General features: G+C 47.8%; 25 protein-coding genes. 21 read left to right on the plus strand and 4 right to left on the minus strand.

All coding sequences use genetic code 11. The features are described from left to right. Positions 1 to 67: 67 nt before the first annotated feature. Positions 68 to 589, plus strand: coding sequence for a hypothetical protein (locus tag FEN17_RS03430; protein ID WP_205748095.1), 522 nt, complete (start codon positions 68 to 70; stop codon positions 587 to 589). Between the two features lie 4 nt (positions 590 to 593). On the opposite strand, the gene FEN17_RS03435 is transcribed toward FEN17_RS03430, so the two are convergent. Then, entirely contained in the window at positions 594 to 1,481 is an 888-nt protein-coding gene (locus FEN17_RS03435) for a hypothetical protein (RefSeq protein ID WP_138363893.1), read from the minus strand. Positions 1,482 to 1,670: 189 nt separating this feature from the next. Here FEN17_RS03435 and FEN17_RS03440 point away from each other — a divergent pair, with 189 nt between their 5' ends. The 7 genes from FEN17_RS03440 (at position 1,671) to FEN17_RS03470 (ending at position 11,967) form a co-directional block, all read left to right on the plus strand. Continuing rightward, positions 1,671 to 5,513 carry a PVC-type heme-binding CxxCH protein gene (locus FEN17_RS03440; RefSeq protein WP_138363894.1) on the plus strand — a complete coding sequence of 1,281 codons (3,843 nt, stop codon included), beginning with the start codon at positions 1,671 to 1,673 and terminating at the stop codon, positions 5,511 to 5,513. Positions 5,514 to 5,587: 74 nt separating this feature from the next. Then, a complete protein-coding gene (locus tag FEN17_RS03445; RefSeq protein WP_138363895.1) occupies positions 5,588 to 6,712 on the plus strand; it encodes a redoxin domain-containing protein in 1,125 nt (374 codons plus the stop codon). A gap of 25 nt (positions 6,713 to 6,737) precedes the next feature. Beyond that, positions 6,738 to 7,745: a sugar phosphate isomerase/epimerase family protein gene (locus tag FEN17_RS03450; protein ID WP_138363896.1), complete on the plus strand. Its 1,008-nt coding sequence runs from the start codon at positions 6,738 to 6,740 to the stop codon at positions 7,743 to 7,745. Positions 7,746 to 8,001: 256 nt separating this feature from the next. Further along, on the plus strand, positions 8,002 to 8,367 hold the full coding sequence (locus FEN17_RS03455; protein ID WP_138363897.1) for a BlaI/MecI/CopY family transcriptional regulator: 366 nt from the start codon (positions 8,002 to 8,004) through the stop codon (positions 8,365 to 8,367). Positions 8,368 to 8,385: 18 nt separating this feature from the next. Beyond that, positions 8,386 to 10,329, plus strand: coding sequence for a M56 family metallopeptidase (locus FEN17_RS03460; protein ID WP_138363898.1), 1,944 nt, complete (start codon positions 8,386 to 8,388; stop codon positions 10,327 to 10,329). A 65-nt stretch (positions 10,330 to 10,394) separates the two neighbouring features. Next, entirely contained in the window at positions 10,395 to 11,534 is a 1,140-nt protein-coding gene (locus FEN17_RS03465; RefSeq protein WP_138363899.1) for a cellulase family glycosylhydrolase, read from the plus strand. An 85-nt stretch (positions 11,535 to 11,619) separates the two neighbouring features. Then, positions 11,620 to 11,967, plus strand: a complete 348-nt coding sequence (locus FEN17_RS03470; protein ID WP_138363900.1) for a hypothetical protein — start codon at positions 11,620 to 11,622, stop codon at positions 11,965 to 11,967. Positions 11,968 to 12,006: 39 nt separating this feature from the next. Here FEN17_RS03470 and FEN17_RS03475 read toward each other — a convergent pair whose 3' ends face one another. Then, complete coding sequence (locus FEN17_RS03475; protein WP_138363901.1) at positions 12,007 to 12,501, minus strand: VOC family protein; 495 nt, start codon at positions 12,499 to 12,501, stop codon at positions 12,007 to 12,009. A 102-nt stretch (positions 12,502 to 12,603) separates the two neighbouring features. On the opposite strand from FEN17_RS03475, the gene FEN17_RS03480 reads away from it, so the two are divergent. The 13 genes from FEN17_RS03480 to FEN17_RS03540 all read left to right on the plus strand — a co-directional run bounded on the left by FEN17_RS03480 (position 12,604) and on the right by FEN17_RS03540 (position 23,419). After that, positions 12,604 to 13,518 carry a sugar phosphate isomerase/epimerase family protein gene (locus FEN17_RS03480; protein WP_138363902.1) on the plus strand — a complete coding sequence of 305 codons (915 nt, stop codon included), beginning with the start codon at positions 12,604 to 12,606 and terminating at the stop codon, positions 13,516 to 13,518. Positions 13,519 to 13,611: 93 nt separating this feature from the next. Beyond that, positions 13,612 to 13,902 carry a GNAT family N-acetyltransferase gene (locus tag FEN17_RS03485; RefSeq protein WP_138363903.1) on the plus strand — a complete coding sequence of 97 codons (291 nt, stop codon included), beginning with the start codon at positions 13,612 to 13,614 and terminating at the stop codon, positions 13,900 to 13,902. A 44-nt stretch (positions 13,903 to 13,946) separates the two neighbouring features. Beyond that, a complete protein-coding gene (locus FEN17_RS03490) occupies positions 13,947 to 14,498 on the plus strand; it encodes a carboxymuconolactone decarboxylase family protein (protein ID WP_138363904.1) in 552 nt (183 codons plus the stop codon). Positions 14,499 to 14,555: 57 nt separating this feature from the next. Beyond that, positions 14,556 to 15,107 carry a DNA-3-methyladenine glycosylase I gene (locus FEN17_RS03495; RefSeq protein WP_138363905.1) on the plus strand — a complete coding sequence of 184 codons (552 nt, stop codon included), beginning with the start codon at positions 14,556 to 14,558 and terminating at the stop codon, positions 15,105 to 15,107. A 141-nt stretch (positions 15,108 to 15,248) separates the two neighbouring features. Then, positions 15,249 to 16,715, plus strand: a complete 1,467-nt coding sequence (locus FEN17_RS03500; protein ID WP_138363906.1) for a Gfo/Idh/MocA family protein — start codon at positions 15,249 to 15,251, stop codon at positions 16,713 to 16,715. A 179-nt stretch (positions 16,716 to 16,894) separates the two neighbouring features. Continuing rightward, complete coding sequence (locus FEN17_RS03505) at positions 16,895 to 18,010, plus strand: sensor histidine kinase (RefSeq protein ID WP_138363907.1); 1,116 nt, start codon at positions 16,895 to 16,897, stop codon at positions 18,008 to 18,010. Beyond that, positions 18,007 to 18,774, plus strand: coding sequence for a LytR/AlgR family response regulator transcription factor (locus tag FEN17_RS03510; RefSeq protein ID WP_138363908.1), 768 nt, complete (start codon positions 18,007 to 18,009; stop codon positions 18,772 to 18,774). Before FEN17_RS03505 ends, FEN17_RS03510 begins: the two co-directional genes overlap by 4 nt. 150 nt (positions 18,775 to 18,924) lie before the next feature. After that, positions 18,925 to 19,281, plus strand: a complete 357-nt coding sequence (locus tag FEN17_RS03515) for a helix-turn-helix domain-containing protein (RefSeq protein ID WP_138363909.1) — start codon at positions 18,925 to 18,927, stop codon at positions 19,279 to 19,281. 40 nt (positions 19,282 to 19,321) lie between these two features. After that, on the plus strand, positions 19,322 to 19,807 hold the full coding sequence (locus tag FEN17_RS03520) for a cytidine deaminase (RefSeq protein WP_138363910.1): 486 nt from the start codon (positions 19,322 to 19,324) through the stop codon (positions 19,805 to 19,807). Positions 19,808 to 19,927: 120 nt separating this feature from the next. Next, on the plus strand, positions 19,928 to 20,548 hold the full coding sequence (locus tag FEN17_RS03525) for a hypothetical protein (protein WP_138363911.1): 621 nt from the start codon (positions 19,928 to 19,930) through the stop codon (positions 20,546 to 20,548). 54 nt (positions 20,549 to 20,602) lie between these two features. Next, complete coding sequence (locus FEN17_RS03530; RefSeq protein ID WP_138363912.1) at positions 20,603 to 21,565, plus strand: hypothetical protein; 963 nt, start codon at positions 20,603 to 20,605, stop codon at positions 21,563 to 21,565. Positions 21,566 to 21,573: 8 nt separating this feature from the next. Continuing rightward, a complete protein-coding gene (locus FEN17_RS03535; RefSeq protein ID WP_138363913.1) occupies positions 21,574 to 22,155 on the plus strand; it encodes an RNA polymerase sigma factor in 582 nt (193 codons plus the stop codon). Beyond that, positions 22,145 to 23,419: a hypothetical protein gene (locus FEN17_RS03540; protein WP_138363914.1), complete on the plus strand. Its 1,275-nt coding sequence runs from the start codon at positions 22,145 to 22,147 to the stop codon at positions 23,417 to 23,419. The genes FEN17_RS03535 and FEN17_RS03540 overlap by 11 nt, the downstream gene beginning before the upstream one ends. Before the next feature lie 13 nt (positions 23,420 to 23,432). Here FEN17_RS03540 and FEN17_RS03545 read toward each other — a convergent pair whose 3' ends face one another. Then, on the minus strand, positions 23,433 to 24,413 hold the full coding sequence (locus FEN17_RS03545) for a glycosyltransferase family 2 protein (RefSeq protein WP_138363915.1): 981 nt from the start codon (positions 24,411 to 24,413) through the stop codon (positions 23,433 to 23,435). 8 nt (positions 24,414 to 24,421) lie between these two features. After that, entirely contained in the window at positions 24,422 to 25,276 is an 855-nt protein-coding gene (locus FEN17_RS03550) for a phytanoyl-CoA dioxygenase family protein (protein WP_138363916.1), read from the minus strand. Between the last annotated feature and the right edge of the window lie 122 nt (positions 25,277 to 25,398).

The raw sequence follows: 25,398 nt of genomic DNA on the forward strand, positions 1-25,398 counted from the left end.
TTGCTGCGGTAACATTGCATTGTTCTAAGTTTTGCCAAAGACATTGTTATTCAAACCGATAGACGACATGAAGACGATTATGATTCCATCCGATTTCAGCCACGAGTCGATCCTGACCTCCGAGTCGATCGTGCGGAATATGGATGAAGATGTGAAAATTGTTTTTACCCATTTCTTTCACATCGCGGACGATATTCAGGATCTGCTTTTTTCAAATACGCGTGACAAGGAATATGAGCTGGTTTCGGAAGATTTCTGGTCGGACTGCAAAGTCTTGAAAGACGGTTATTCCGAGAAACTGATCAGTATCCGCATTGATTTTTTCTACGGGAACAAGCTGGCAGCGCTGCGCAATTTCCTCGAATACCACGACGTGAATTTCATCGCATACTCCGAAAACCACGGCTTCCCCAAACTCAACAAAACAAGTATGGATGCTTTCCCGATCCTGCAAAAAGCTGGAATCACGATGATCAACACCGATCTGATCCATACGGCCGAGCAGACAGATACTCAGGGAATTTCGATTTCCAGAAACACCGAGCGGGATTTAGAACAGATGATGCAAGAGGAGCAGCGGAATGTTTAGATGGTTACTTCCTTTTTATCAGGCCGTTATGAATGTCGATCAGGATGTTATAGTCATCCTGCACCCATTTTCCGGTATTGAATTTCTTGTGCCGAGCGGTGATCAGGTAATCTTCAAAAATGTCGTAGGCTTTCATCGCATCCTCGTGGGAATAAAAGCTATCGACCCACGTCGCCGGAATTTTGTCTTTTTTTACAATACCAATCCCAACATTATACAGCTGAATAATTCCCTGCGAAAATTCCAGCGAAACCTGCCTTTGCTTCCGGATCTGGGCTGCTTTTAGGACTTGCGCGGTATGAAGAATGTAGTTGAGCAATCGCAGCTTGATCTGTTTTTTACTTTCCGGCTGCGTGGGTTTTGTGCGCCATTTATTTTGGGTATAATAAAACGGGTCATCTTCGTACTTCAAAACCGGTTTCCCGTTTTCAGCAAGGGATAGTACCTGCAAATTATTGAGTTCAATGCTCATAAAACGCATCCCATTTGCCGCTTTATCGAATGACAGCGGTATTTCCTGCGTATTCCTGCCCTGAGTGAAAAATACCGATTGCGTTTTATCATCAAAAGCCCAGCGGCCGGGTACGTACTCACCTTTTGTCCCGATTTGCGTGAAGGTACTGTCCTGGAAAAACGAAAAGAGCATTTCTTTGCTGTCACCGGAACCCGCACGTTCGCGGTCTCGGTACGGAAAAATTAATGCTGACTCGTCTTTGCTGACGCCCACCAACCGCCAGGTCCCCTCTACCAGTTTCTGACCGGAGAGGTTACTGTCTGGTAACACACGGTTTTTCAAACTTGCTCCTTCCTTTTTCCCGGTCCGGTTAATGATGCCGTGGTGCTGCATTAAGGTGATCAGAATGAAGAGAAACAGCAGTTTGATGAAGGTCATGACGACAGCTTTTACAGGCAGGCAGTAATTTGAAATTAACAAAATACCCTTGAAAATTCCAACTTGATATGGCCTTATCTATGCGGATAAACCACTTTTTTGAGTAATTCCCGGGCTTTTTCTGCTTATGCTAGCCAAGTAAAATCGAACAATTTATTCGCCACCAGAACATTAACAGCTGCTTTTGATATGGGATTTGTAAGATCTGCCCCACTACTTTTTATTTTCCTGCTGCTCAACTTCGGTTACCATTTTGTCACGCCGAAAGAGCAAGTCACCATTCAGACCCCGCCGGAAGTGCAGCTGCGGGCGGTGCAGAATGAATCGGCAGAGACCATCAGCATTTTCAGGGGTAGCGAAACCAAACCGATTCTGGTACAAAATGCAAAAGCCGATTTTCGTCCTTTTCTGCATCCCATCATCGCGCCCGACGGCAAAGGTGTGTTGACCGAGTACAGCCCCGGTCACCACAAACACCAGACCGGCATTTACTGGGGTTACACCCGGGTTAACGGTCGCGATTATTTTCATCATCCTTCTGATGGTTACTGGAAAAAGGTTTCGGCCAAAGTCGTCCAGGCAAAAGGGGCGGAAGTGAAGTGGCAGACCGTTTACAACCTGCTCGATTCGACAGGTACTGCTGTTCTGACGGAAACGCAAAACTGGTCGATGCGGCAAAAAAATGGGCAGTATCTCCTTGATCTGGAATGGAATGGCGAGGCGCAAACGGATGTGACGATCGGGAAATATGATTACGGCGGACTGTTTGTGCGCATGCCGTGGAAAGAAGGTATCAAGGGAGAAGTGGTGAATGCGGCGCGGCAAAAAAATGAAAAAGCGGAGGGTCAGGCTGCGATGTGGGTGGACATTGGGATGCAGGTTTCGGGACGAAATGACCTCGCGCACATTGCGATTTTAGATCATCCTGAAAATAAAGGTTACCCGCAAACCTGGCGCGTCGATGGGCAGCTGGGCGCAGGACCGGCGCGTGCAAGAAAGGGTGATTGGCACATTAAGAAAGGCGAAACAGAAGTCATCAAACATGAGCTGGTGGTCTATACGGGTGATTTCAAAGATGTTGCGCTAAATAAAACATTCGGAGAATTTATCGGAAACACAGGTCAGTATAACAGTACGGCATTGTGGGCACTGGCGCAGAAAGAGGGTAGGGAAGCGAAATTTCTGAGTGCGCAGGAAGCCGTGGCGGCGATGACTGTGAAGGACGGATACCTTGTAAATGCGTACGCCTCTGAGCCGATGATGACCCAGCCGATGGCATTTTGCTGGGACGACCGCGGCAGGATGTGGATTGCTGAAAATAAGGATTACGAATCGCGCGGGAAAGGTTTTTCCAATGCCGGTACCAGCCGCATTTTAATTTTGGAAGACACGGATCACGATGGGGTAGCGGATACCAAAAAGGTTTTCATGGAAGGCCTGGCATTCCCGTCCGCCATTGCTGTCGGTTTTGACGGCGTATTTGTAGGCGCGCCGCCGAATTTGCTTTTTGTCCCGGATAAAAATGGTGACGACAAGGCAGATATGGACGACATTGAAGTACGTCTGACCGGCTGGGGCATTCGCGACCGGCATGAAACATTGAACAGTTTTCACTGGGGGCCAGACGGTTGGCTATATGGTTTACAAGGTTTTGCGACACCCTCAAAAGTGGGCAAGCCTATGGGGAAAGGAAAACTTTACAAACACAATGATCCATTTCCCGATAACATTCAGGTGGAAGATGGGGTGGATATCAACGGTGGCGTCTGGCGGTATCATCCGACCAAAAATAAATTTGAAGTGGTGGCGCATGGTTTCAGCAATCCGTGGGGTGTGGATTTTGACGCAAAAGGGCAAATGTTCATCACGGCTTGCGTGATCCCGCATTTGTGGCACGTCATTCCCGGCGGTATTTATCACCGGCAGGGCGGCCAGCATTTCAATCCGTACGTGTATAATGATATCAAAACAATCGCCGATCACAGCCACCGCTCGGCGCATGGCGGGGCGCGGATCTATTTGTCCGACGCTTTTCCGCAGACAGAGCGCGGTAAAATTTTCATGGCCAACATTCACGAGCACGGCATTTTGTCGGACGAGCTGGTGCCGAAAGGTTCGGGTTTTGTGGGCAAACATTCCGATGATTTTCTGATGGCAAATAATGCCCAGTGGGTGGGTTTCAGCATGGAAATCGGGCCGGAAGGGGCTATGTATGTGCTCGACTGGCACGATGCGGACATTTGCGGATCGGACGTATTGAACTCCGAAACCGGCCGAATTTTCAGGGTTATGCCTAAAAATTCGCTGGCCGAAAACTGGACGGGCAGATACGCTGATTTGAATAAAATGTCTGACCTGGAACTGGTGGATTTGCAAACCAGCAAAAGTGAGTGGCATGCGCGTCGTGCCCGAATAATCTTGCAAAATAGAGCGACGAAAGGCAAAATCTCCGAGCCCGCCTTGGCAAAGTTGGGCACCATGTTCAAATCGGAGACCAATGCAGATTTTCGATTGCGGGCGATGTGGGCGCTGAATGCTGTGAATCCCGATGCAGCGCTCTGGCAAAAATCACTTACAGATAATGATCCTTATGTCCGCGCGTGGGCGGTGCAATTTCTTTGCGAGGATGGAAAACCTTCGGCGGAAGTGCTGGCGAGTTTTAATAAAATGGCGGTTGAAGATAAATCTGCGGTGGTGCGATTGTACCTGGCTTCTGCTTTGCAAAGATTGGGAAGTGCTTCAAAATGGAGCGTTGCGGATGGTTTGGTAACGCATGCCGAGGACGCTGCTGACCATAATTTGCCGAAAATGATCTGGTTTGGGATTGAGGCGCTGGTGAAGGAAGATGCTGCAAAAGCACTCGAATTGGCACAAAAAAGTAAAATTCCGATGGTCACCAATTTCATCGCGCGCCGCGCTTCCGATGCCGATCAGTTTGAAACATTGGTGGCTGCGATCGGGAAAGCGACTATGAACCGGGTGAATTTATTGGAAGGCATGCGCGATGGTTTGGAGGGGAGAACTGACATTAAAACCCCTGCGAACTGGAATGCGGTTTTTATCAAACTCAAACAAGCTGACAAGCAAACTGCCACATTAGCCACCGAGGTAAGCCGGTTATTCGGCGATACCGAGGCTGCGAAAACAGATTTAGCTACATTAAAAAACAAAAACGCGCCTGTCGATCAGCGGAAAAAAGCATTGCAATCTTTAACCAGCCGCCAGCGGAAGGAGCTACTCGCTGAGCTGCCAGCATTACTGGACGACAATGCTTTACGCCTCGATGCAATCCGAAGTGTAGCCGCTTTTGACGATGAGACATTAGCCAAGTCGATCATTGAAAAATATCCCAAACTGAATGCTGCCGAGAAATCAGAAGCAGTGCAAACATTGGCTTCCCGGCCAAAATCGGGCTGGCTGCTTACGCAGGCGATTTCCAAGAATGTTGTTCCGAAAAAAGAGGTACCGACTTATGTGGCGCGTCAGTTGCGGCGGGTGGTAGGCAGCGGCTTTGTGGAAGTTTGGGGGCCGATTGATCATGTCGCCTTTGATGAAAAGGCCTATAAAAAATACCGTAATCTTTTGACAGACAAATCGGTAGCGGATGCGAGTAAGGTGCAGGGAAGAATGGTTTTCCAAAAAACCTGCGCGCCTTGTCATAAGCTTTATGGTGAAGGTGGCATTATCGGTCCTGAACTGACGGGTTCCAACCGTGCCAACCTGGATTATCTTTTAGGCAACATTCTCGACCCCAGCGGCGAGATCCAGGACGATTATAAAATGGTGGTTGTGACGATGCGCGACGGCCGGACTTACGTTGGTAACATTGCCAAAGAGACGGAGCGCCAGCTGACTTTGCGGGTGGTCGGGCAGGATGCGGTGGTGGTGAACAAATCGGACATTCAAACCAGGGAAGTAAATGCGGCTTCGATGATGCCGACAGGGCTTTTGGAAAACCTGTCGGATAAGGAAGTTACCGAGCTGATCGCCTACCTGAAAACCAGCAAGCAAGTGGATATGCCTAAAAAGTAGTACTAAATCAGTAATTAATTGCAGTGAATAGCCTTTTGGCTTTTGTATATTATCGAATAAATAAAGCAAATCCTATGCGCGCTGTTTACAAGGTTTTCATTGTTCTTTTGGTTTTTGCATTGCAGGCCGCCAAGCCTCACGCGGAGCAGCCGGCCACATTAAAAATTGGCGCTTCCGCGCCGGATTTCAATTTGCTGGGCATTGATGGTAAGCGATATACATTAAAATCTTTTGCCGGAGCCGACATTCTTGCAATCGTCTTTTCCTGCAATCATTGCCCGACCGCGCAGGCTTACGAGCAGCGGATTAAGGACATTACTTCTGATTATAAAGCCAAAAAAGTAGCAGTTGTCGTGATTTCTTCCAATGATCCGAAGGCGATCCGTCTTGACGAGCTGGGCTACACCGATATGAGCGATACTTACGCTGAAATGAAGTTGCGCGCAAAAGATATGGGCTACAATTTTCCTTATCTCTACGATGGCGACGATCAGAAAATCGCCAATCTCTACGGCCCGGTCGCTACACCGCACATTTTCATTTTTGACAAAGCCCGGAAACTCCAATACAATGGTCGCATTGACGACGTGGAAAAACCGACCGGTACGCCCAAAAACAAAGACGCAAGAAATGCGCTCGACGCCATGCTGGCCGGAAAGCCGGTGCCGGTACCGACGACCAAAACATTCGGCTGCTCGATGAAATGGATTTCCAAGGAACATGGTGCGCAGGATGAGCAGGCAGGCTGGGCAAAGGAGCCGGTAAGTCTGGAAACGATCGATGAAGCAGGCATTAAAGAACTGATTCAGAATAAGTCAGACAAGCTGAGGTTGATTAATGTCTGGGCAACCTGGTGCGGGCCTTGCGTGACCGAATTTCCGGATTTCATGACCATGCACCACATGTACCGCGGCCGCGATTTTGAATTTATTTCAATCAGTGCCGATAGCCCCGACAAAAAACCGAAAGCACTGAAGTTTTTGCAAGGCAAGTTTGCTTCCAATAAAAACTACATTTTTAATGTGGAAGACAAATACAAGCTCATCGAGGCGGTGGATCCGAAATGGCAGGGCGCTTTGCCGTATACTTTGGTGGTAGAACCAGGTGGAAAGATCGTTTACTCAGCGCAGGGGCCGATCAATCCGGCGAAAATGAAGAAGCTGATTGTCGAAAATAAATATGTAGGCCGGTACTATTAAGCACTCAAATAAAACTCTAACTATAATGGAAGATCAGGACATTTCAAGACGCAAGTTTCTGGGTACCTCCGCGCTGGCCGCTGCCGGTTTTGCGCTGGTAAAAGTGCCGGTTTTCGGTGCGCCTGCCTATATCAAAAAATTCGGCAAGCCCAATTCGATGTTCAATGGCGTGCAGGTGGGTGCTATTACTTACTCGTGGCGGAGCCTTCCGGGCAGTGCCGAGGACATTTTGAAATACTGCATTGAATGTAACATCAGCGCGATCGAGCTTATGGGGCCGACCGGAGAATCTTTTGCCGGCGCACCCGAAGCACCGCCACGCCCGAGCATGGCGCCAGGAGCAAATGGTCAGCGTCCGGAAATGACGGACGAGCAAAAAGCAGCCATGAAAGAATACCAGACCAAAATGGCGGATTGGCGCTCGAAGGTTTCCATGGACAAATTTGTGCAGCTGAAAAAAATGTATAATGATGCCGGCGTGAGCATTTACGCTTACAAGCCGAATGCATTAAATGCTAACAGTACCGACGCAGAAGTGGACTACGCTTTCCGTGCAGCGAAAGCATTGGGTGCGAACCAGGCGACCGTGGAGCAACCAAACGATCCGGCGCAAACCAAAAGATTGGGCGACATTGCGGCGAAAAACAAGGTATATGTGGGTTACCACGGACATTTGCAGCAGACGGCCACCTGGTGGGATACCGCTTTGGAGCAATCGAAATACAATGCGATGAATTTCGATATGGGACATTATGTTGCAGCAGGTTTTGATCCGATCCCGCTCATCGAAAGCAAGCATGACCACATTGTAAGCATGCACGTCAAAGACCGTAAAAACAAAGAGCACGGCGGCCAGAATGTTCCCTGGGGCACCGGAGATACCCCGATCGTTGCAGCCCTGGAACTAATGCGTGCCAAAAAATATAAATTCCCCGCGACCATCGAGCTGGAATACGAAATCCCTGCCGGCTCCGATCCGCTAAAAGAAACCGCCAAATGCGTAGAATACGCGAAAAAAGCGCTGGGAGCATAAAACGCCGAAACAAAACCAACAACCAAGAGCCAGAGGCTCGACCGATTTACTGGCCCCGGATTTCAATCCGGGGCTTTTTTGATGGATAGCCGCGCCGTCGCCATCGTCGTGGTTTCGACGGATTTAAATCCGTCCATAGGATATCGGTCGAGCCGATGGCTCTTGGTTGCTTTGATTTCTAATAAATTATAGCTAAATATTTTTTCGTACGAAATTTTTCCTACCTTTGATCCGTTAGTTAGAAAACGAGATTTGCATGGAGCCTACAAAGTCGGAATTGGAAATATTACAGGTGCTTTGGGAGCATGGGCCGAGTACGGTCAGGTTTGTGAATGATACCCTGAATGAGCAGAAACGGGCGGTACAATATTCTTCCACATTGAAGCTGATGCAGATTATGGCGGAGAAGGGGATTTTGCTGCGGGACGAAAGCAGCATGAAGCACGTATACAGCCCGGCGGAGGCAGAAGATAAGACGAAAAATGCCTTGCTCGAACGTTTCGTGGATTCGATGTATAAAGGCTCGGCGGCAAGTTTGGTAATGCAGCTTTTTGGGAACAAAAAAACTTCTGCGGAGGATTTGAGCGAAATCAAGGATTTCCTGAACAAACTAGATCAATAACCATAAAATCTGTGAGCCATGGATTTTAACTTTTTTTCTCACCCCGATTTTCAAAAGCTGATTCAGGCATTGTGCCTCACGCTGCTGCATTCATTGTGGCAGGGTTTGATCTCGGCCGTTTTGGCAGGAGCGGTACTTTTTTTTACTAATAAACAAAAACCGGCGCTGCGGTATCATGTACTCTGCGCGGTTTTGCTGGTCTTTATCAGCTGCGTCGGGCTGACGTTTTTCCTGGAAGTGCAGAATCTAAGTAAAGTTTCGAATCCGGGTTTGACATTTATAAATAGTAATAAAAGTTTGATCCTAAACAAAGAACTGACCGTAGTTCAGGCCAGAGAATCTGTTAGCTGGATCAAATATTTGACTGAGTTCTGCAAGCAAAATGCTCAGATCATTGTGGCGATATGGTTCCTGGTTTTTGGGTTAAAAAGTGTGCAGGCTGTGGCTGGTGTGCATTATCTACGCAAAATCCGCACGCGAAATGTTTATGAACCCTCAACATTCTGGAAAACGAAGTTCCGCGAGCTGGCGGAGAAAATGCAGATCGGTCAGGCGATTTCGATGCTGGAATCGGGGCATGTGACCGTACCGATGGTGATCGGTTTTTTCAAACCGGTTGTGCTGGTTCCGCTGGGGTTATTGGCCAGTTTACCGGCCGCGCAGATCGAAGCCATTTTATTACACGAGCTGGCGCACATCCGCCGCCGGGATTATCTGGTGAACATGATGCAGATCTTTTGCGAGAATGTTTTCTTTTTCAATCCGGCCGTGCTCTGGATTTCACATTTAATCAAAGAAGAGAGGGAACATTGCTGCGACGATCTCGCGATCTCGGTCATGCAAAACAAGACTTCATTTATTCACGCACTGGTTTCATTTCAGGAGTACAATGTGTCTGCTTCCGCATTTAGTATGACGTTTTCCAAAAAACGTAACCATTTGCTGGACAGGATCAAGCGAATTATCAATAACAACAATAAACCTTTAGATGCCATGGAAAAATTATTTGTAACAGTAAGTCTGGTCGCGGTAGCAGCGCTCTCGGCCGCAGTATCTCACGTAGCCCCGGAAAAATTCAGGCCGGTAGCGCACGTCGCGAAGTCAGTTGAAATGATCACGCCCATTATGTTGCCGGAATTTGCGGTGGTCGCGCCGGTTGATACGATTAAGAAGAAGAAAAAAGAGTCGGACGACATCAGAATTCACTCGGCAAATGTGTATTCCGAAAAACAGGGCGTGGGTACCTTCAATGTTAACGTAGATGGAAAGCAGTACGATTTTATTCAGCAAAATGGCAAAACGACTGCGCTGAGCATTGACGGGAAAACGATCCCTGAAAACGAAATTGCTTCGCACAGTGACGAAATAGAGAAGATCATGCAAAAAGTCAAGGTGGCGCAGGAGCAGGCTGAGCTAGATCGCCGTAATGCGGAAAAAAGCAGGGACGAAGCGCAAGCGATGCGGAAACAGGCAGACGAGGTCAGATTGCAGGCGGAGGAACAGCGTATCCTTGCTGAAAGGAAGCGGGCCGAGGCGGAAGTGGGCAGGCAGATGGCAAACCAGAACCGGGTGCAGGCCGAAAAAATGCGCGAGCAGGCGAATGTGATGCGTGTTGATGCAGAGAACCAGCGCGGCGTTGCGGAAAAGGTTCGCGCCGAGGCGGAAGTGTCCAGGAAAAAGGCGGAGGAATACAGAATTATTGCCGACCAGGAACGTAAGGAATATGAGAAAAAGCAGGATGGATTGATCGACGATTTGTTCGGAGCAGGGATCATCAAAGGCATCAGCAACCTCTCCTACAAGCTCAGCGACGATGAGCTGATTGTGAATGGTACCAAGCAACCAGCCGCTTTGCATGAAAAAATGAAGTCCAAATATCTGACCGAAAAGGGTTCTGAAATGGTATACAAATATCAGGGCAGGACCGGGTATACCAGGACCGGGACGACTTATTCGAAATAAGCAGCAAGTATAAATCCCACGGCCCCGGCATTTTACTGAAAGTAGTAACGAAACATGCTCAACTCATGCATCGCAGGACTTTCATCAAAAATAGCGGGGCCGTACTGGCAGCAGGTGCCATCGGAGGTCACGAACTGGCTTTTCCAACCCCGAAAGCAAAAAATAAGCTTCCCAAATGGAAGGGCTTCAATCTCCTGGATTTCTTCTCGCCCGACCCCGCTTCGGGTCGCAAGGCAACTACCGACGAACAGCTAAAATGGATGAGCGACTGGGGTTTTGATTTTGTCAGGATCCCTATCGCTTACCCGGCCTACGTCAAGTTTGACCGCAGCCACAACATTACGCCAGACGAAGTTTACCAGATCGACGAGCAGGCAGTCGAAAAGATCGATAAACTGGTGCAGGCCGCCCATAAGTATAATTTGCACGTAAGTCTCAACCTGCACCGTGCGCCGGGTTATTGCGTGAATGCGGGTTTTAACGAACCCTACAATCTTTGGACGGACCAGAAAGCGCTCGACGCATTTTGCTTCCACTGGAATATGTGGGCGAAGCGGTATAAGAATGTTTCTTCCAAAAAAATCAGTTTCGACCTGCTGAATGAGCCGAGTATGCGGGCGGATATGAATGATCAGCATTCCAAAAGATCCTCAGTACCAGGTGATGTGTACCGAAAAGTGGCGATTGCCGCGTCGGAATCCATCCGGCGGGAAAATTCAAAACACCTGATCATTGCGGACGGAAATGATACCGGCTCCTCGGTGATCCCGGAGCTGGTGGACCTGGACATTGCGCAGAGCTGCCGCGGTTACAACCCGGGCATTATCTCACATTACAAAGCGCCCTGGGCAATGAAAGACACGACGAATGTGCCGGTGCCGAAATGGCCGGGGCAGGTAGGCGACAAGTATCTCGGCCGGGAGATATTGGAAAAGTTTTATCAACCCTGGATCGAGCTGGTCAACAAAGGGGTAGGGGTACATTGTGGGGAATGCGGCAGCTGGAACAAAACGCCACACGACGTTTTCCTGGCGTGGTTTGGCGATGTCCTCGATATTCTCACTTCAAACGGTATCGGGTTTGCGCTTTGGGAATTCTCGGGTGATTTCGGGGTGATGAATTCGCGGCGGCAGGATGTGGCTTATGAAGATTGGCACGGCCAGAAGCTCGACAGAAAGCTGCTGGAACTGATGATGAAATATTGAAAAAATTATAAACCAGACCGATCTAAGCGCGGATGGCGTGTCGTATATCTTTCCGACAAACTATTCGACCACGAAAAGAATCGGGATGACAGGACAGGAGTATTTTGCGCTTTTTTCGGAGGCAATGCGCACCAAACGAATTATCCGATACGAAAATGAAACCAGCAGGGACGACTATCACACCTATGGAATAAGAGAAACCCCGATGGGTTATATGTTTTTTTGCCTGCTGGAAACATTTTTCAGGAGAGGCAGAAATGCCGACAGCTGGATTCCGGGCTCGCTGACGTCTTACCACGAATTTGACGAGGTGCAGGGAGCAACCACCTCCACGCTGATCCTGACAGACAAAAAATTTGAACCGATCCAGGGATACCGGGAAAAGTTACCAGGACTGGTAAACGGATCACACGGCTGGATCACCGTAGATTGAAAACGAAGGGCGAACATATTTGAATGTTCGCCTTTTATTTTAAGTTAATTCTGCCAGTAAATCTCTCAGGTCCAGACTTTTGGTAAACATTTCAATCGAGCCGTCGGGTAAGTAGCTCCATAAGTCCTTCGGCCGGTCCCAATACAATTCTACGCCATTACTATCGGGATCATTCAAATACAATGCTTCGGAAACGCCGTGATCGCTGGCGCCCGAGAGCGGGTAATCGGCTTTGAGAAGCCGGTTCAAAACAAACGCCAGGTCTTTTCTGGTCGGATACAAAATAGCAGTATGAAAAAGCCCCACGCCGCGTTGGGAAGCTGGCGGAGCATCTTTGCTGTACCAGGTATTCAGGCCAATGTGGTGGTGATAGCCTCCCGCCGAGATAAAAACGGCCTGGTCGCCGTAGCGAGCCGTGATCTCAAATCCCAGCAGCCCGCAGTAAAAATCCAGTGCGCGATCCAGGTTCGCCACTTTCAAATGCACATGACCGATGCGCGTCTGCGCCGGTACTTTATAGTCGTCGGGTTCCATGTAGAGGCTTGTTTTGAGCTGATTTTAACAATCAAATTACGCATTGTTGCGGTAAAAAATTCCCGCCCGGTTCTTTAACAGGAAACATACTCCATCTCATTAATGAACCGTCGGGAATCATTGTCTTCCATGCTCGCCGTCACCGGAACCGGGTTGTTATCTCCGGAAAGTTTAAAAGCAAAAGCATCGCCCTTTATTTACTCATTGAACATGAGCACATTGAAAGGCCATAAACTGGGTTTCAGAAAAGAACTCGAAGTGGCTGCGAAAGCGGGCTACGGATCGGTTGAAATCTGGATCAACACCTTGCAGGACTATCTCAAAACCGGCGGCACATTGTCCGATGCCAAAAAGATCATTACCGATCTGGGCCTGAAAGTGGAAGACGCGATCGGTTTCGCGACTTGGATTGTGGACGATGAAGCTGCCCGCTCGAAAGCATTGGAACAATTAAAAATGGAAATGGAGCAACTGGCGGCAATCAGTTGTCCGAGGGTGGCCGCCCCGCCGATGGGCGCTACCACCGGCGCCTCGCTTGATCTGGCGAAAGTGGCTGAGCGATACCGTACTATTTTGGAACTGGGAGAAAAAACCGGTGTCGTGCCGCATCTGGAACTGTGGGGTTTTTCTAAAAACCTGAGCCGGGTGGGAGAGATATTATATGTGGCTGTGGAATCGGGCCATCCTTCTGCGCGGGTTTTGATGGATGTGTATCATTTGCATAAAGGTGGCTCGGGCATGGAAGCGGTGAAAGATGTAGGTAAGCCTCTGATCGAGATTTTCCACATGAATGATTATCCCAAAACGCCACCGCGTGAAACCATCACAGATGCCGACCGGGTATATGCCGGGGATGGTGTGGCGCCATTGAAAGATTTGTTGAAATCACTTAAAAATCCGGAAAAGCCTGTCATTCTTTCTTTTGAAGTGTTTAATCAGGGATATTATGCGCAGGACCCGCTGGTGGTGGCAAAAACAGGTTTAACAAAAATGAAGCAGGTAGCGGAAGGCATTTAAAGCCGCTGCATTTGGTTAAAGTAAATATATAAAAGGAAGAGGGCAGGTAAAACGTATCTTCATTTGCATATCTGAAACATTTAAAACCAATTTATGGAAGAAGTAAAATTCAAACTGGACGAGAGGAAGCGCGGCGGGTTTTATATCGAAAGCGATGGAAAAAAAGTAGGTGAAATGGTGATCGGGATCAGTGAAACGACGTTAACCGTGTATCATACCGAAGTAGATCAGGAAATGGAGGGCAAAGGTTTCGCAAAGAAAATGCTGGACGAAATGGTGGGTTACGCCCGTGAAAAAGGCTTGCAGGTGATGCCGCTTTGCGAGTATGTACTAATGCAGTTTCGCCGCCACGCAGACGAGTACGAAGATATCTGGAAAAAATAAATTCATTAAACCCCGGGCCTAAGTCCGGGGGCAACTGATTTGCGATGGCACATATCAATCTGGAAAATGGAATGCCCGGAATCCTAGGCCCCATGTTATTTAGTCCGCACACAGCAGCGCCTATGAACCTGCTGGCCAATGCATTGATGCAAAGCGATGAGGGTTTGAGCCGGGGAGAGCGTGAACTGATCGCCACTTATGTTTCTTCTCAAAATGACTGTTTCTTTTGCCAAACCATCCACGGCGCCATCGCCAGCGATTATCTGGGCGATGAGGATTGGTCTTTTGTCAAAAGTGTGAAGGATAATTATGAAGAAACAACTTTGTCTCCCAAATTAAAATCCCTGCTGGCGATCGCGGGCAGCGTGCAAAAAGGCGGCAAGAATGTGACGACCGAACAAGTGGAGGCTGCGAAAGCAAATGGTGCTTCTGACCTGGAAATTCACGACACGGTTTTGATCGCAGCGGCATTTTGTATGTTCAACCGGTATGTCGACGGTCTCGCCACCACGGCGCCGACCGATCCGGACATTTACAGAAAACGGGCGAAAAATGTGATTGCAAACGGATACTCGGCGAAAGGAACTACTTACTGACATTCTCGCTTTCCTACTGACGCGTTTTGCCGCTCACCAACATCAACTACCATCCACATGTCATATTGCAGTGCAATAGATTTCATGGCCGCCGACCGGAAGGCCCTCCACAAAGCATACCACGATCATTTATACGGTTTTCCCATCCACGACGACAATGAATTATTCTGCCGCCTCGTCTTGGAAATCAACCAGGCAGGATTGAGCTGGGAAACGATTTTAAAAAAAGAAGCCGGTTTCCGGGCTGCTTACGACAATTTCGACATTCAAAAAGTAGCTGCTTACACGGAGGTAGATTTTGAAAGGTTAATGTCCGACCCAGGCATTATCCGGAACCGCCTTAAAATCAATGCCGCAATCGAAAATGCCAAGACCATTTTAGCATTGCAAAAGGAACACGGTTCCTTCGAAAAATGGCTGGAAGCGAATCATCCCAAAACAAAATTGGAGTGGGTAAAGCTCTTTAAAAAAACCTTCCGCTTCACCGGCGGCGAAATTGTGAACGAATTTCTGATGAGTATCGGCTACCTGCCCGGAGCACATTCTGAGGATTGCGAGGTATATCACGAAGTGCTGGCAGCAAAGCCGCTTTGGGCGGCTGTCATATAAATTCCATAGCCGAGGGTTTTAACCCTAAGACCTGATAGTCACAATTTGCCTTTTCCGAGTAAATACAGAAAGCCGGTGGCTTAACAAAGTAAAATTACTTCACTTAACCAGCTTTGAATTCAATTAAACCCAAACCGTTTTATGCAAGAAAAGATTACAAATTCTGAGAAATCAGCTTCCACCAGAAGGGATTTCATCAAAGCATCGGCTGCTACGGCAGCAGGTTTCATGATCGTTCCCAGGCATGTGCTGGGCGGAAAAGGCTTTCTGGCACCCAGTGACAAATTGGTCGTAGCAGGCGTAGGGGTTGGAGGAAAAGGAACATCTGACCTTGCCAATTTTTTCAAAAGCGGAAAAGCCGATATCGGTTTTCTCTGCGATGTGGACGACAGAAGATCTGCGACAAGCAGAGAAAGTTTCCCCAAAGCCAAATACTATAAAGACTGGCGGGAAATGTTTGAAAAAGAATCAAAAAGTTTCGATGCGGTCTCCGTTTCTACGCCTGACCATACCCACGCCGTAGTCGCCATGGGTGCTATGCAGCTGGGCAAACACGTGTATGTGCAGAAACCGATGACCCACGACATATACGAAGCCCGAAAGCTCACTGAAGCGGCCGCCAAATACAAAGTGGTGACGCAAATGGGTAACCAGGGTTCGTCCGGCGATGGCGTGCGTCAGTTGCACGAATGGTACGATGCCGGCATTATCGGAGATGTAGGCGAGGTATTTATCTGGACCAACCGGCCGATCTGGCCGCAAGGTATCCCCTGGCCGACCGAAAAACCACCGGTGCCGAAAGAACTTGACTGGGATCTCTGGCTGGGCACCGCGCCTAAAAAAGATTACGTAGACAACCTGATCCCGGGTAGCTGGAGAGGCTGGTGGGATTATGGTACCGGTGCACTGGGCGACTTGGGCTGCCACCTGATGGAAGCGCCATTCCGCGTGCTGGGACTGAAATATGCGACGGACATGCAAGCCAGCGTCGGCAGTGTTTTTACGGCTTTTGGCAAGAGAGGTATCTTCCCTGATAGCTGCCCGCCATCGAGCCACGCAACATTGACATTCCCGAAAACTGCCAAAACAAAAGGTCCGGTGATTATGCACTGGATGGACGGTGGTATCAAGCCGGAACGTCCGGAAGAGCTGGGACCAAACGAATTGTTCGGTGACGGTAACAGCGGTATTTTGTTTGTTGGTACAAAAGGTAAAATGATGGCCAGCGAATATGCGGCAAACCCTCGCTTACTTCCTTTGAGCAGAATGCAGGAAGTGAAGGTTAAGCAAAAATTTGCCCGTGTGCCAGGTAGCGCAGAAGGTCACTATGCCCAGTGGGTGGAAGGCTGTATCGCTGGTTACGGTAAAATGGAGCTGAGCTCACCCTTCGAATTGGCCGGTCCTCTGACCGAGGCAATCCTGGGTGCTAACCTCGCGATCCGCGGTGCAGATATGCCAAAAGCCCGTGAAGACGGAAAAGGCTACACGTACCCTGGAAGTAACATGAAAATGCTTTGGGACGCTCAAAACATGAAAGTGACGAATTACGACGAGGTGAACCAGTTCGTAAGACGTAACTACCGCGAGGGATGGAGCCTGGGCGTTTAAAATAAAGTTGGTTCGAACGTCACGTTCGGACCGGATATGATGAGGCCTCCGGCCGATGAGCATTGTGCTTTTCGGCCGGAGGCCTCTTAATAGTCAGCACGAAGATGGATCTTCGCGCTAGCAATGCCGGCGATGAGCGACAATCAGTAGAACCACTGTCTTCTATCTTTTTCAATACAATGGCACAAACTTCTACTTTGTTCAGATCCGGCGACAGACTTTCAACCTACCAGAAATGGCGGCTGGGTTTCGGTTTTGCGCTCATGTACCTGCCGCTGCGTATATACATGAACGTCCTGACGATCGATCTGGGCATGTTCTTGAACCGCCTGCCGCTTTGGGTCGTTGAGCTTTCTGTAAGTGTCTGTCTATTTACACTTTGGATTCACGTCATCGAATGGCTGCACCAATATATTTCAAGAATGTTGGGTGAGGAGTTTATTGACGATTTCAAATTCCTGAACCAGCTTTTTACTTTAATTATCGCTTTCGGACTGGCGGTTTTGTTCAACGCCTGGTTCCGGATCGTGTGGCATTACATGGAGGCGATCTGGGAAAACCAGCCTTTTGAATGGGCGCCGGTGATCATGGACAGCGGGCGTCTGCACCGTCGCCGGGCCAATACCGCCATCACGGTTCTGGCATTGATGGGCGCCTATTATCTGGCCTCCAATAAACGCGCCAATCAGAAGTTGCAGCAAGTGCATGTCAACGAGGAGCGGCTTGAAAAGGAGAACATTAAAGCGCATTTTACTGCATTAAAAAGTCAGGTCAGCCCGCATTTTCTTTTTAATAATTTCAGTGTGCTTTCCACATTGATCGAAACAAACCAGGAACGCTCGGTGGAGTTTGTCAACCGGCTTTCCAAGGCGTACCGGTACATTCTGGAACAATCGGATTTTGAGTTGATTAAACTGCGGACGGAAGTGGACTTTCTGGAAACCTATATGTTTTTGCTCAAAACACGTTTTGAAGACAAAATCCGCCTCGATATTCAGATCCCGCAAAGTGAAATTGACCAGTATTCTATCGTGCCGCTCTCTTTGCAGCTTCTGATAGAGAATGCCGTCAAGCATAATCAAATGTCCACGAGTAATCCGCTGGTGATCACGATTTCCCGTGAGGGCGATTTTCTGGTGGTGAGTAACCCGGTCAGGGTAAGGCAATTGTCGGAACCTTCGACACGGCTTGGTTTGCAGAACATTGTGGACCGGTATAAACTGCTGGTCAACAAGCCCGTGTTAATCCTCGCTGAGCACAGCATATTTGCCGTAAAAATTCCCCTCCTCCAATGAATGTTCTGATTATCGAAGATGAAGCCCTGAGTGCCACCCGGCTGCAAACCCTGATCAACCGGCATAACCCCGACATCCATGTTTTAGCCAAAATTCCTTCCGTAAAAGAAAGTATCCAGTGGCTGGAAGACCGCAGCCACGTCATCCCCGACCTGATTTTTCTCGACCTGCACCTCGAAGACGATTTGGGTTTCAAAATTATTGACGACCTGAAACTGACCATTCCGATCATTTTTACGACGGCTTACAGCGAGTACGCGATCCGGGCTTTTAAGGCAAATGGGATAGGTTATCTGCTCAAACCCGTCGATCCGGCAGAGCTGGGTGCCTCTTTGGAAAAATTTAAAACATTGCATCCGAAGTCGGCGGCGCCTGATTTGTCAGCGCTGATTTCGATGTTTCAGTCACCGAATGCGCAGGAGGTTTTCAAGGAACGTTTTTTGGCTACGGCCGGTACCAAAATGTTCAGCATCAAAACCGCCGACATTGCCTATTTTATGGTCGAGCAAAAAGCGACATTTCTTAGGACATTCGACGGCAAACATCTGGCGATGGATTACAGTCTCGACAAACTTTTTCAACTACTTGATCCCGCTCAATTTTTCCGCATAAACCGGTCTCTCATCATTTCCCTGTCCAGTATCCGCTCCATCAACGCACTGTCCGCTGGTCGGCTCAAAGTCGAATTGGCACCCAGCCCGCAGCTGGAAGTGTACGTCAGCACCGATAGAATTTCAGATTTTAAGCTCTGGCTGGGCAAATAAGCCGCTTTTTTGTAAACAGGAATTTGGCTTTCTTCCGGTAAATCGGGCAGTTCGCAGGCAAAAACAGGGCATTCGACGACTTTGGTTTTATATCAAACTACTTCCCGTTTAATTTGGAATTAGTAATTATATCTACTAATTCAAGTCAGAATGCCATTCATCGACAAAACTAAAAACCTTCAATCTGCCGAGCTGACCAACTCGCCACTGACCCGTATTCAGTCATACATCAAAAACCAGGTGAAGCTGGGCAGAAAATTTACGATCAGGGATATCGCCGACGAGCTCAATTTGTCGGAATACAACATGAATAAAATGTTGATCAAGGCAACCGGTGAAACATTGAAATCTTTCATTGCCAGCTGCCGCAGGGATTTCTACGAAAACCGCCAGATCGATGAAAAGCTGGATACCGGCGGCGGAAAAAAAGTGGGAATCTGCCTTACCTGCCGAAAAACCGGCGTGGATCTGCTGCAATTATCTTCAAAACGCGTTAGATTGCAGTAAGGGTACCCAAATCGGTTTGGGACTATTTTTCTGACATCTGATGAAGTGCAATGTTTCTTTCGAGTACGAGTTGTTTGGCAATGTGCAGGAGCTGGAAGGATCATTGCAGAAGTTGCTCACGGCCGCCAAAGAAGCCGTCGGGTTGTCTTACGCACCCTATTCCAAATTTCATGTAGGTGCCGCGCTGCTGCTTTCAAATGGTGAAATTGTAAAAGGCAGCAACCAGGAAAATGCTTCTTCGCCCGCTGGCATCTGCGCCGAGCGGGTTGCGCTTTCAGCCTCCTCCTCGGTTTTTCCACAAGAAAAAATCATCGCGATCGCGATCACCTACCACAACGAATCCGCGGAAGAAGAGGCGGACAACATTGTTTCTCCCTGCGGTATATGCCGCCAGAGCCTCCTCGAAGCCACCGACCGGCAGCAGAGTCCGATCCGGGTTTTACTCGCGAGCCCGTCCGGTAAGCTGATTCTCCTCGAAAACGCAGCGCATCTCTTGCCGCTGGCTTTCTCAGCCTCTGATCTGTAAACTCATTTTCAAATCGTTACCATTTTTTTTCAGGGTTTGCAACGCTGAGTAAAAAAGGTTGTGTCTTTGTTTTTGAAGGCAGCTGATGGTTCTGCCAACTGAAATTTAAAACAGCACATAATGAAAAAGTTTTCCCTGATTCTCCTGCTCCTGAGCACCACTTTCGCCATCAATTCCTGTTCACACAAAGAAAAAGTGAAACCGGAGGAAGAAGATAATTTCACGATGGAGGAGTTCAATAAATACCTTCGCCGCGTGCCTTTTATTGTGGCGAAAGCGTATAAGCTGGTTGGAAAAGACACGCTGGATTTACTGAAAGATCCGATTTATAAAGAATACAACGAAGCCGTTTTCCTGGCGTTTTTCGATGGTCCGGTGCTCTTTTACGGCGGTCGAGAAATTCCCAATACAAAATTCAAAGCCTCCGCCAGGACATTTACAATAAACAATCGCATTTCGCTGCCGACCAATCTGAAATATTATTGGGACGAAAAATTGAAAACCGTTGTGGTGGAATCAGAGGGTACGTCGAGCTATTTCCCGATCATTCCTTCGGGTAAAAAGGCGATGCTAGACAAGAAGAAATTTGACCTTAACCATACTTTTGAAGAAGACCAGAATGCCGCGCATCCGAGCAGTATGACATTCACTTTTGAAGATTATGTGATTGAAATGCGACCGATGTGGCAGTATTACAAACAAGAGGGGCAGCAGGTGTTTGCGGATTTTGTGGTTTTTTAAATTCGTATGTAAACGACTGTCTGCAAGTTGATTAACGTTTTTATTGATATCAGAATGAGAGTCAGTTCCCTGCTTTTTATCGGTCTCCTCTGGATGTTCTCCTGCAATCAGGTCAATCTGGAACCGGTTGATCCTTCAACCGAGCCGACGGAAGCTTTGCAGGTTGTTAAAACCAGGTTTCCCAATGCATCCGATGTGGTTTTCAAGGCGATCATGCCGGGGGATGTGTGGGAGGTGGCTTTCAGCAACACGAATGAAAAATATCTTTCGCTGGTTGACCGGACCAAAATGTTTGAAACATTTAAGCTAAGACCGGATACGCTGCCGCAGCCGCTTACATCCTTCATGCCGCGCTCGACTTTTAAAGGCGGCACGTTTTCGGATAATGGTGAGGATATTAGCACATATCAGGACTATAACTGGCGTAACCGACTGCTTTACAATCTAAATGGCACGGATTATAGTTTCGAAATTGTGCGAAACAGGGCAGCTCCCTACACACCGGTTGTGGTGAATTTTGAAAATTACAAATACCACATTCATCTCTCAAAAGTGGATGACTTTCCAGCCGCAGTCCGCGATTTTCTGAGTGTCCGCCAGAACGTTACCTTTCGGGCCGGTGAGGCGCGCGTAAAGTTGAATTTCGAAAAACATTACTGGATGCAGGTATCATTCATGCTGTATGGAAAGGAAGCATTGGGGTATTTGTTGCTGGACGAAAAAGGCAAGCTGATCTGGTCGAGCAAGGATTTCAATCTTCCGCCAAATTATGATGCCTCCTCCAACATTGACACGCTGCCAGAGCCTATCCAAAATTACCTTGACCAAACTCCGGAGCTGGCAACATTCAATTCAAAACCTGAAAAAATATATAAGTGGAGAAGTGAGTATGAGGGAGTTGTAAGCTATTATCTGTCGATGCAGCAAGGTGACTGGACTACGCCGTCGGAACTTTGCGAGCTATATTTTGACCAGGATGGAAATCTTTTAAACCGCCGTGCTTTTGTGTCTTTCTGAGAAATAGAATGAAGTTTTTTACCTCTAACAAATACAAATCACTGACCCAACTTGTGGGCGCTTGTCAAAAGCGCGACCAGGCTGCGCAGACTGTATTTTATGACCGGTATAAAAACAAAATGACGGGAATTTGCCTCCGGTACGCTAAAACCAGAGCGGAGGCAGACGACATTTTCCAGGAAGCATTTATCAGGATTTTCAATCATATCGACGACCTCAAAGAGCCGGAAGCGGCCGATAGCTGGGTGAAAACGATCGTGATCCGGACGGCGATTAATTATTACCATCGCACTACAAAAAGCGAAACCTTGCATTCTTCGCTGGATAATACGGAAATGCAGCTGGATTCGGGCGATTATGAGAAACTGATGGACCAGCTGAATGTGGAAGATTTGCTCGGACTGATCAACGAGCTGCCTGACAAGTACAGGACGGTGATCAACATGCATTTAATTGATGGATATACCCACGTGGAGATCGGCGAAATGATGTCTTTATCGGACGCGACCGTCAGGTCTCAATTTATGAGAGGAAGGAATATGCTTTTAAAAAAGTTGGAATTAAAAGGGATCGTGCATCATGAAATCTGAGGAAAAGCTCAATGAGGCATTGCGGGCCGCCCTGAAACGCAAATTTGACGATTTTGAAGAAACGCCCAATCCGGCTTCCTTCAACATTATCCGTGCGCACATCAAGCAGCCACGGAATTATAAGTTTTTGTTTTTGAGTCTTTTGCTGATAGGGTTAGTTGGGACGGGTTTGTTTTTTAATCAATATCTGGGTGAAAATGCTGGACCGCAAGTTGCTGGACGTAAGGATCATATAAGCCTCACTAAATCTGAGTTGAAAGCGAGAGTGGCACCGGAAGTCGTAACACTTAAAAATGAAGAGAAAACTAAACCAGAAATTTCACGCCGCGACGCAGATCTGAATATCCCGCGGCAGACTTTCAAAAATCGAAACAAGCACCAGGATGTGCAATCAAAGCTTCTGGCGCAGGCTATTGAGTCAAACCTTCCGGCGCAGGTTTTGAGAAGCAATAGGAAGGAAAACCTTTTCCAGGAAGCTGACCATAACCTCTCTCCGCAAATTTTAATTGCTGAAAACAATGCAGAAGAAATCAGGCAACCAGCGCCAGCAACAACATTAGCGATACAAGTTTCCAAGCTGGAATCCGAGCAAATGAAGTCTACGGCAATGAATCTGCCGGGCGTTGCGGTCCCGGAGAAGGATTCACCTTATTATAAACAGAAAAATCCGTCGAAAGTAAGTTGGCTGGTAAATGCGGCCGTTTTGAAATCGTATCAGATCCTGACTGTTCCAAAATCGTCGGGGCAGGATTTCCAGAATTTCAAATTCCCGTCGGTCTTTTCACTGGAAAGTGTGGGCTACAAATTTAGTGTCGGGCTGGAAAAGAAAGGTTTCCAGGCTTTACTGCATTACAGCACATTCAGGCTAAAGTTTTCCTACGAAATTGCTGGGAATGAATACATTGTACAGAATGAAGGCCAGAGCTACACCATTGTACGCCCTGGAACTGTGGTGACGGAAAACAATAAAATGGATTTGCTGGGAATTGGTCTGAGCAAGCAGGTACTCTGGGGAAATTCGCCTTTCCGGAAATATTATGCATCCGCCGGGCTGGAATATTCACGTGCAATCCAATCTAAAAGCCACATCGGCTGGATTAATGCTTCAATCGGCAGGCAATTTGCTGTAAACCGGAATGTATTGATCCATGTCGGGCCTTATGCAGAATTCAGCCCGCTGAAAATGTCAGGAGCGAATAACCCATTCCTTTATCAGCCGTACCGCGTAGGTATCTCGCTGGGAATGAAGCTTATCCGCCCCTGAGGCAATGTTTAAATTAAACTTTCGAGCGCAGCTTGTAAGTGCCGATCGCGATGAAACTGTAAACCTTCTGAAGAAATGGGGGTAGTACGAAATCCCGTATTACCTCTTTTTTCCTTTCTCCCTGCGGCTTGGCCAGGTTGAGGTATTTCAAAGCATATTTCAGCTTCGAGAAATAATCCCCCTCGTACTGTTTCGCAAAAAGCAATTTGTAATAGTAAGTAGCAATGTTCTTCCGCAGCACCGCATCGTATTTGTAATCGAAATGCCGGTTAATGTTGGAATACAGCTGGATCCGGTTGAATAAGAAATCGGAACTGTAATGATTGTCGGCAAAACTAGCACCGCCCCGGTTTTTCCGGTAAACCGACATCACCTCGTCAATATAACCGATCGGCCCGCGGCTGGCGAACATAATGTTACGCGGAATATCGCCGCTGGTAGAAAGGTTAGTCCACTCAGGATCGGGATTCTTTGCAAATTCCTCGCGGCGGAACATTAAGCTGGAAGTTGCGATAAAGGTCAGCTCGTCTTCGCCGATCAGGTCATCTACCGTGTATTCTGTCTTTTTTAATGTATTCACTAAATGCGGCGGTGCAGAATTATCGTCGTAAATCACCATCGCATTATGGAAGCTGGCCGAATAATGCGGGTTCGCATCCAGCATTTCAACCTGTTTTTGCAGTTTGTGCGGGGAAGTCAGATAATCATCGCCGTCAAACTGTGCGATGTACTCACCCTTAGCAATAGCAAAGGTCTGAAGGGCATTAAATTTGCCATTCAGACCCAGGTTTTTGGTTTGTAAAAGTAACCGGACTTTACCGGGATAGCGCTGCTCGTAATCTTTGAGAATGGCCGCGGTATTGTCTTTGGAGCAGTCGTCACCTACAACAATCTCATAATCAAATGTGGTTTCTTGCATGAGCAGGGAATCCAGCATTTTCGCTACGAACTTTTCGTGATTGTAGGTAATCACGCAAACACTCACTCGGATCATAATTTATTTTATTTAAAAACCGCTTCCACTTCCTCTTGTTTCGGGAATCCCGGGAACAACAATTCAGGGGTAGGTTTATAAATATAGGGTAGGGGAAATCCGCGGTCCACGAATGTTTTCTCTACCAAGTTGTTGAAACGGAATTGTGAAGTCCAGCGGATGTGCGGCGTTACATTGGTTCCTGAACGGTGCACGGTAAATGTGGAGAAAATCAGGATATCTCCCGCTTTCAATTCCAGCTGAACGAATTCATCCTCAGGCAGTTCTTCCTGAATGCTGCTTATATAATCCACGTCGCTGCCTTCAAACAAACCTCTTTTGTGGCTGCCTGGCAAAACCTGCAATCCGCCCAAAGCCGTATCGCAATCCACTAGTGGGAACCACATCACAATGCTGTCCAGCGAACCTTGTCCGCCGCGCCAGTCCTGGTGTGCGCCCAGTTTCCAGTAATCCTGTTTTTTGGCCAGGTTGCGACTGTTGAACATCATTGCAGGACGTACCGCGATGATAGGATATTCTAAACCAATGCTTTGCAAAACTTTTGTGATCCGGTCGTCGGTGCCCAGTCTGTGCAGGGATACCAAATGCTGAACCTGCTTGCCGGTATTGACAAATGCATCGAAATCCTTTTGAAAGAACTCGTACATGCCAGCTTCAAACTCGTCCTGATTGTCAACATCGATTTTTCTGCCCAGTGTGCGTTCGATCTGATATGCGAAGACGCCGCGCGCTTCGTCGAAAATGGCTTTGATTTCTTCCGGAGTGAAAAAGTTACGCACTACAATGTAGCCGTCCTTAAAATATTGTGATTTGATGTCCGCACCGGTGACAGGCGCCTCGTTTGTCAAGCTAACGTTATCCATGTGTATTTTCCCAATTTTGTTTTAAAAGGCTATTAAAATAGATGGTCAAAGGTACTGTAATTGTCTTTCAATTAGAATTTTCACAAACTGATATAAATCATTTTGTTGGAATTTTTCTAAAT

Origin of the sequence: Dyadobacter luticola (assembly GCF_005860805.1) — a bacterium.
GTDB classification, from domain to species: domain Bacteria; phylum Bacteroidota; class Bacteroidia; order Cytophagales; family Spirosomataceae; genus Dyadobacter; species Dyadobacter luticola.

Bases quoted from the DNA above. Each gene is read 5' to 3' on its own strand.
- FEN17_RS03430 (WP_205748095.1), top strand. From the start codon at position 68: ATGAAGACGATTATGATTCCATCCGATTTCAGCCACGAGTCGATCCTG.
- FEN17_RS03435 (WP_138363893.1), bottom strand. From the start codon at position 1,481: ATGACCTTCATCAAACTGCTGTTTCTCTTCATTCTGATCACCTTAATG.
- FEN17_RS03440 (WP_138363894.1), top strand. From the start codon at position 1,671: ATGGGATTTGTAAGATCTGCCCCACTACTTTTTATTTTCCTGCTGCTC.
- FEN17_RS03445 (WP_138363895.1), top strand. From the start codon at position 5,588: ATGCGCGCTGTTTACAAGGTTTTCATTGTTCTTTTGGTTTTTGCATTG.
- FEN17_RS03450 (WP_138363896.1), top strand. From the start codon at position 6,738: ATGGAAGATCAGGACATTTCAAGACGCAAGTTTCTGGGTACCTCCGCG.
- FEN17_RS03455 (WP_138363897.1), top strand. From the start codon at position 8,002: ATGGAGCCTACAAAGTCGGAATTGGAAATATTACAGGTGCTTTGGGAG.
- FEN17_RS03460 (WP_138363898.1), top strand. From the start codon at position 8,386: ATGGATTTTAACTTTTTTTCTCACCCCGATTTTCAAAAGCTGATTCAG.
- FEN17_RS03465 (WP_138363899.1), top strand. From the start codon at position 10,395: ATGCATCGCAGGACTTTCATCAAAAATAGCGGGGCCGTACTGGCAGCA.
- FEN17_RS03470 (WP_138363900.1), top strand. From the start codon at position 11,620: ATGACAGGACAGGAGTATTTTGCGCTTTTTTCGGAGGCAATGCGCACC.
- FEN17_RS03475 (WP_138363901.1), bottom strand. From the start codon at position 12,501: ATGGAACCCGACGACTATAAAGTACCGGCGCAGACGCGCATCGGTCAT.
- FEN17_RS03480 (WP_138363902.1), top strand. From the start codon at position 12,604: ATGAACCGTCGGGAATCATTGTCTTCCATGCTCGCCGTCACCGGAACC.
- FEN17_RS03485 (WP_138363903.1), top strand. From the start codon at position 13,612: ATGGAAGAAGTAAAATTCAAACTGGACGAGAGGAAGCGCGGCGGGTTT.
- FEN17_RS03490 (WP_138363904.1), top strand. From the start codon at position 13,947: ATGGCACATATCAATCTGGAAAATGGAATGCCCGGAATCCTAGGCCCC.
- FEN17_RS03495 (WP_138363905.1), top strand. From the start codon at position 14,556: ATGTCATATTGCAGTGCAATAGATTTCATGGCCGCCGACCGGAAGGCC.
- FEN17_RS03500 (WP_138363906.1), top strand. From the start codon at position 15,249: ATGCAAGAAAAGATTACAAATTCTGAGAAATCAGCTTCCACCAGAAGG.
- FEN17_RS03505 (WP_138363907.1), top strand. From the start codon at position 16,895: ATGGCACAAACTTCTACTTTGTTCAGATCCGGCGACAGACTTTCAACC.
- FEN17_RS03510 (WP_138363908.1), top strand. From the start codon at position 18,007: ATGAATGTTCTGATTATCGAAGATGAAGCCCTGAGTGCCACCCGGCTG.
- FEN17_RS03515 (WP_138363909.1), top strand. From the start codon at position 18,925: ATGCCATTCATCGACAAAACTAAAAACCTTCAATCTGCCGAGCTGACC.
- FEN17_RS03520 (WP_138363910.1), top strand. From the start codon at position 19,322: ATGAAGTGCAATGTTTCTTTCGAGTACGAGTTGTTTGGCAATGTGCAG.
- FEN17_RS03525 (WP_138363911.1), top strand. From the start codon at position 19,928: ATGAAAAAGTTTTCCCTGATTCTCCTGCTCCTGAGCACCACTTTCGCC.
- FEN17_RS03530 (WP_138363912.1), top strand. From the start codon at position 20,603: ATGAGAGTCAGTTCCCTGCTTTTTATCGGTCTCCTCTGGATGTTCTCC.
- FEN17_RS03535 (WP_138363913.1), top strand. From the start codon at position 21,574: ATGAAGTTTTTTACCTCTAACAAATACAAATCACTGACCCAACTTGTG.
- FEN17_RS03540 (WP_138363914.1), top strand. From the start codon at position 22,145: ATGAAATCTGAGGAAAAGCTCAATGAGGCATTGCGGGCCGCCCTGAAA.
- FEN17_RS03545 (WP_138363915.1), bottom strand. From the start codon at position 24,413: ATGATCCGAGTGAGTGTTTGCGTGATTACCTACAATCACGAAAAGTTC.
- FEN17_RS03550 (WP_138363916.1), bottom strand. From the start codon at position 25,276: ATGGATAACGTTAGCTTGACAAACGAGGCGCCTGTCACCGGTGCGGAC.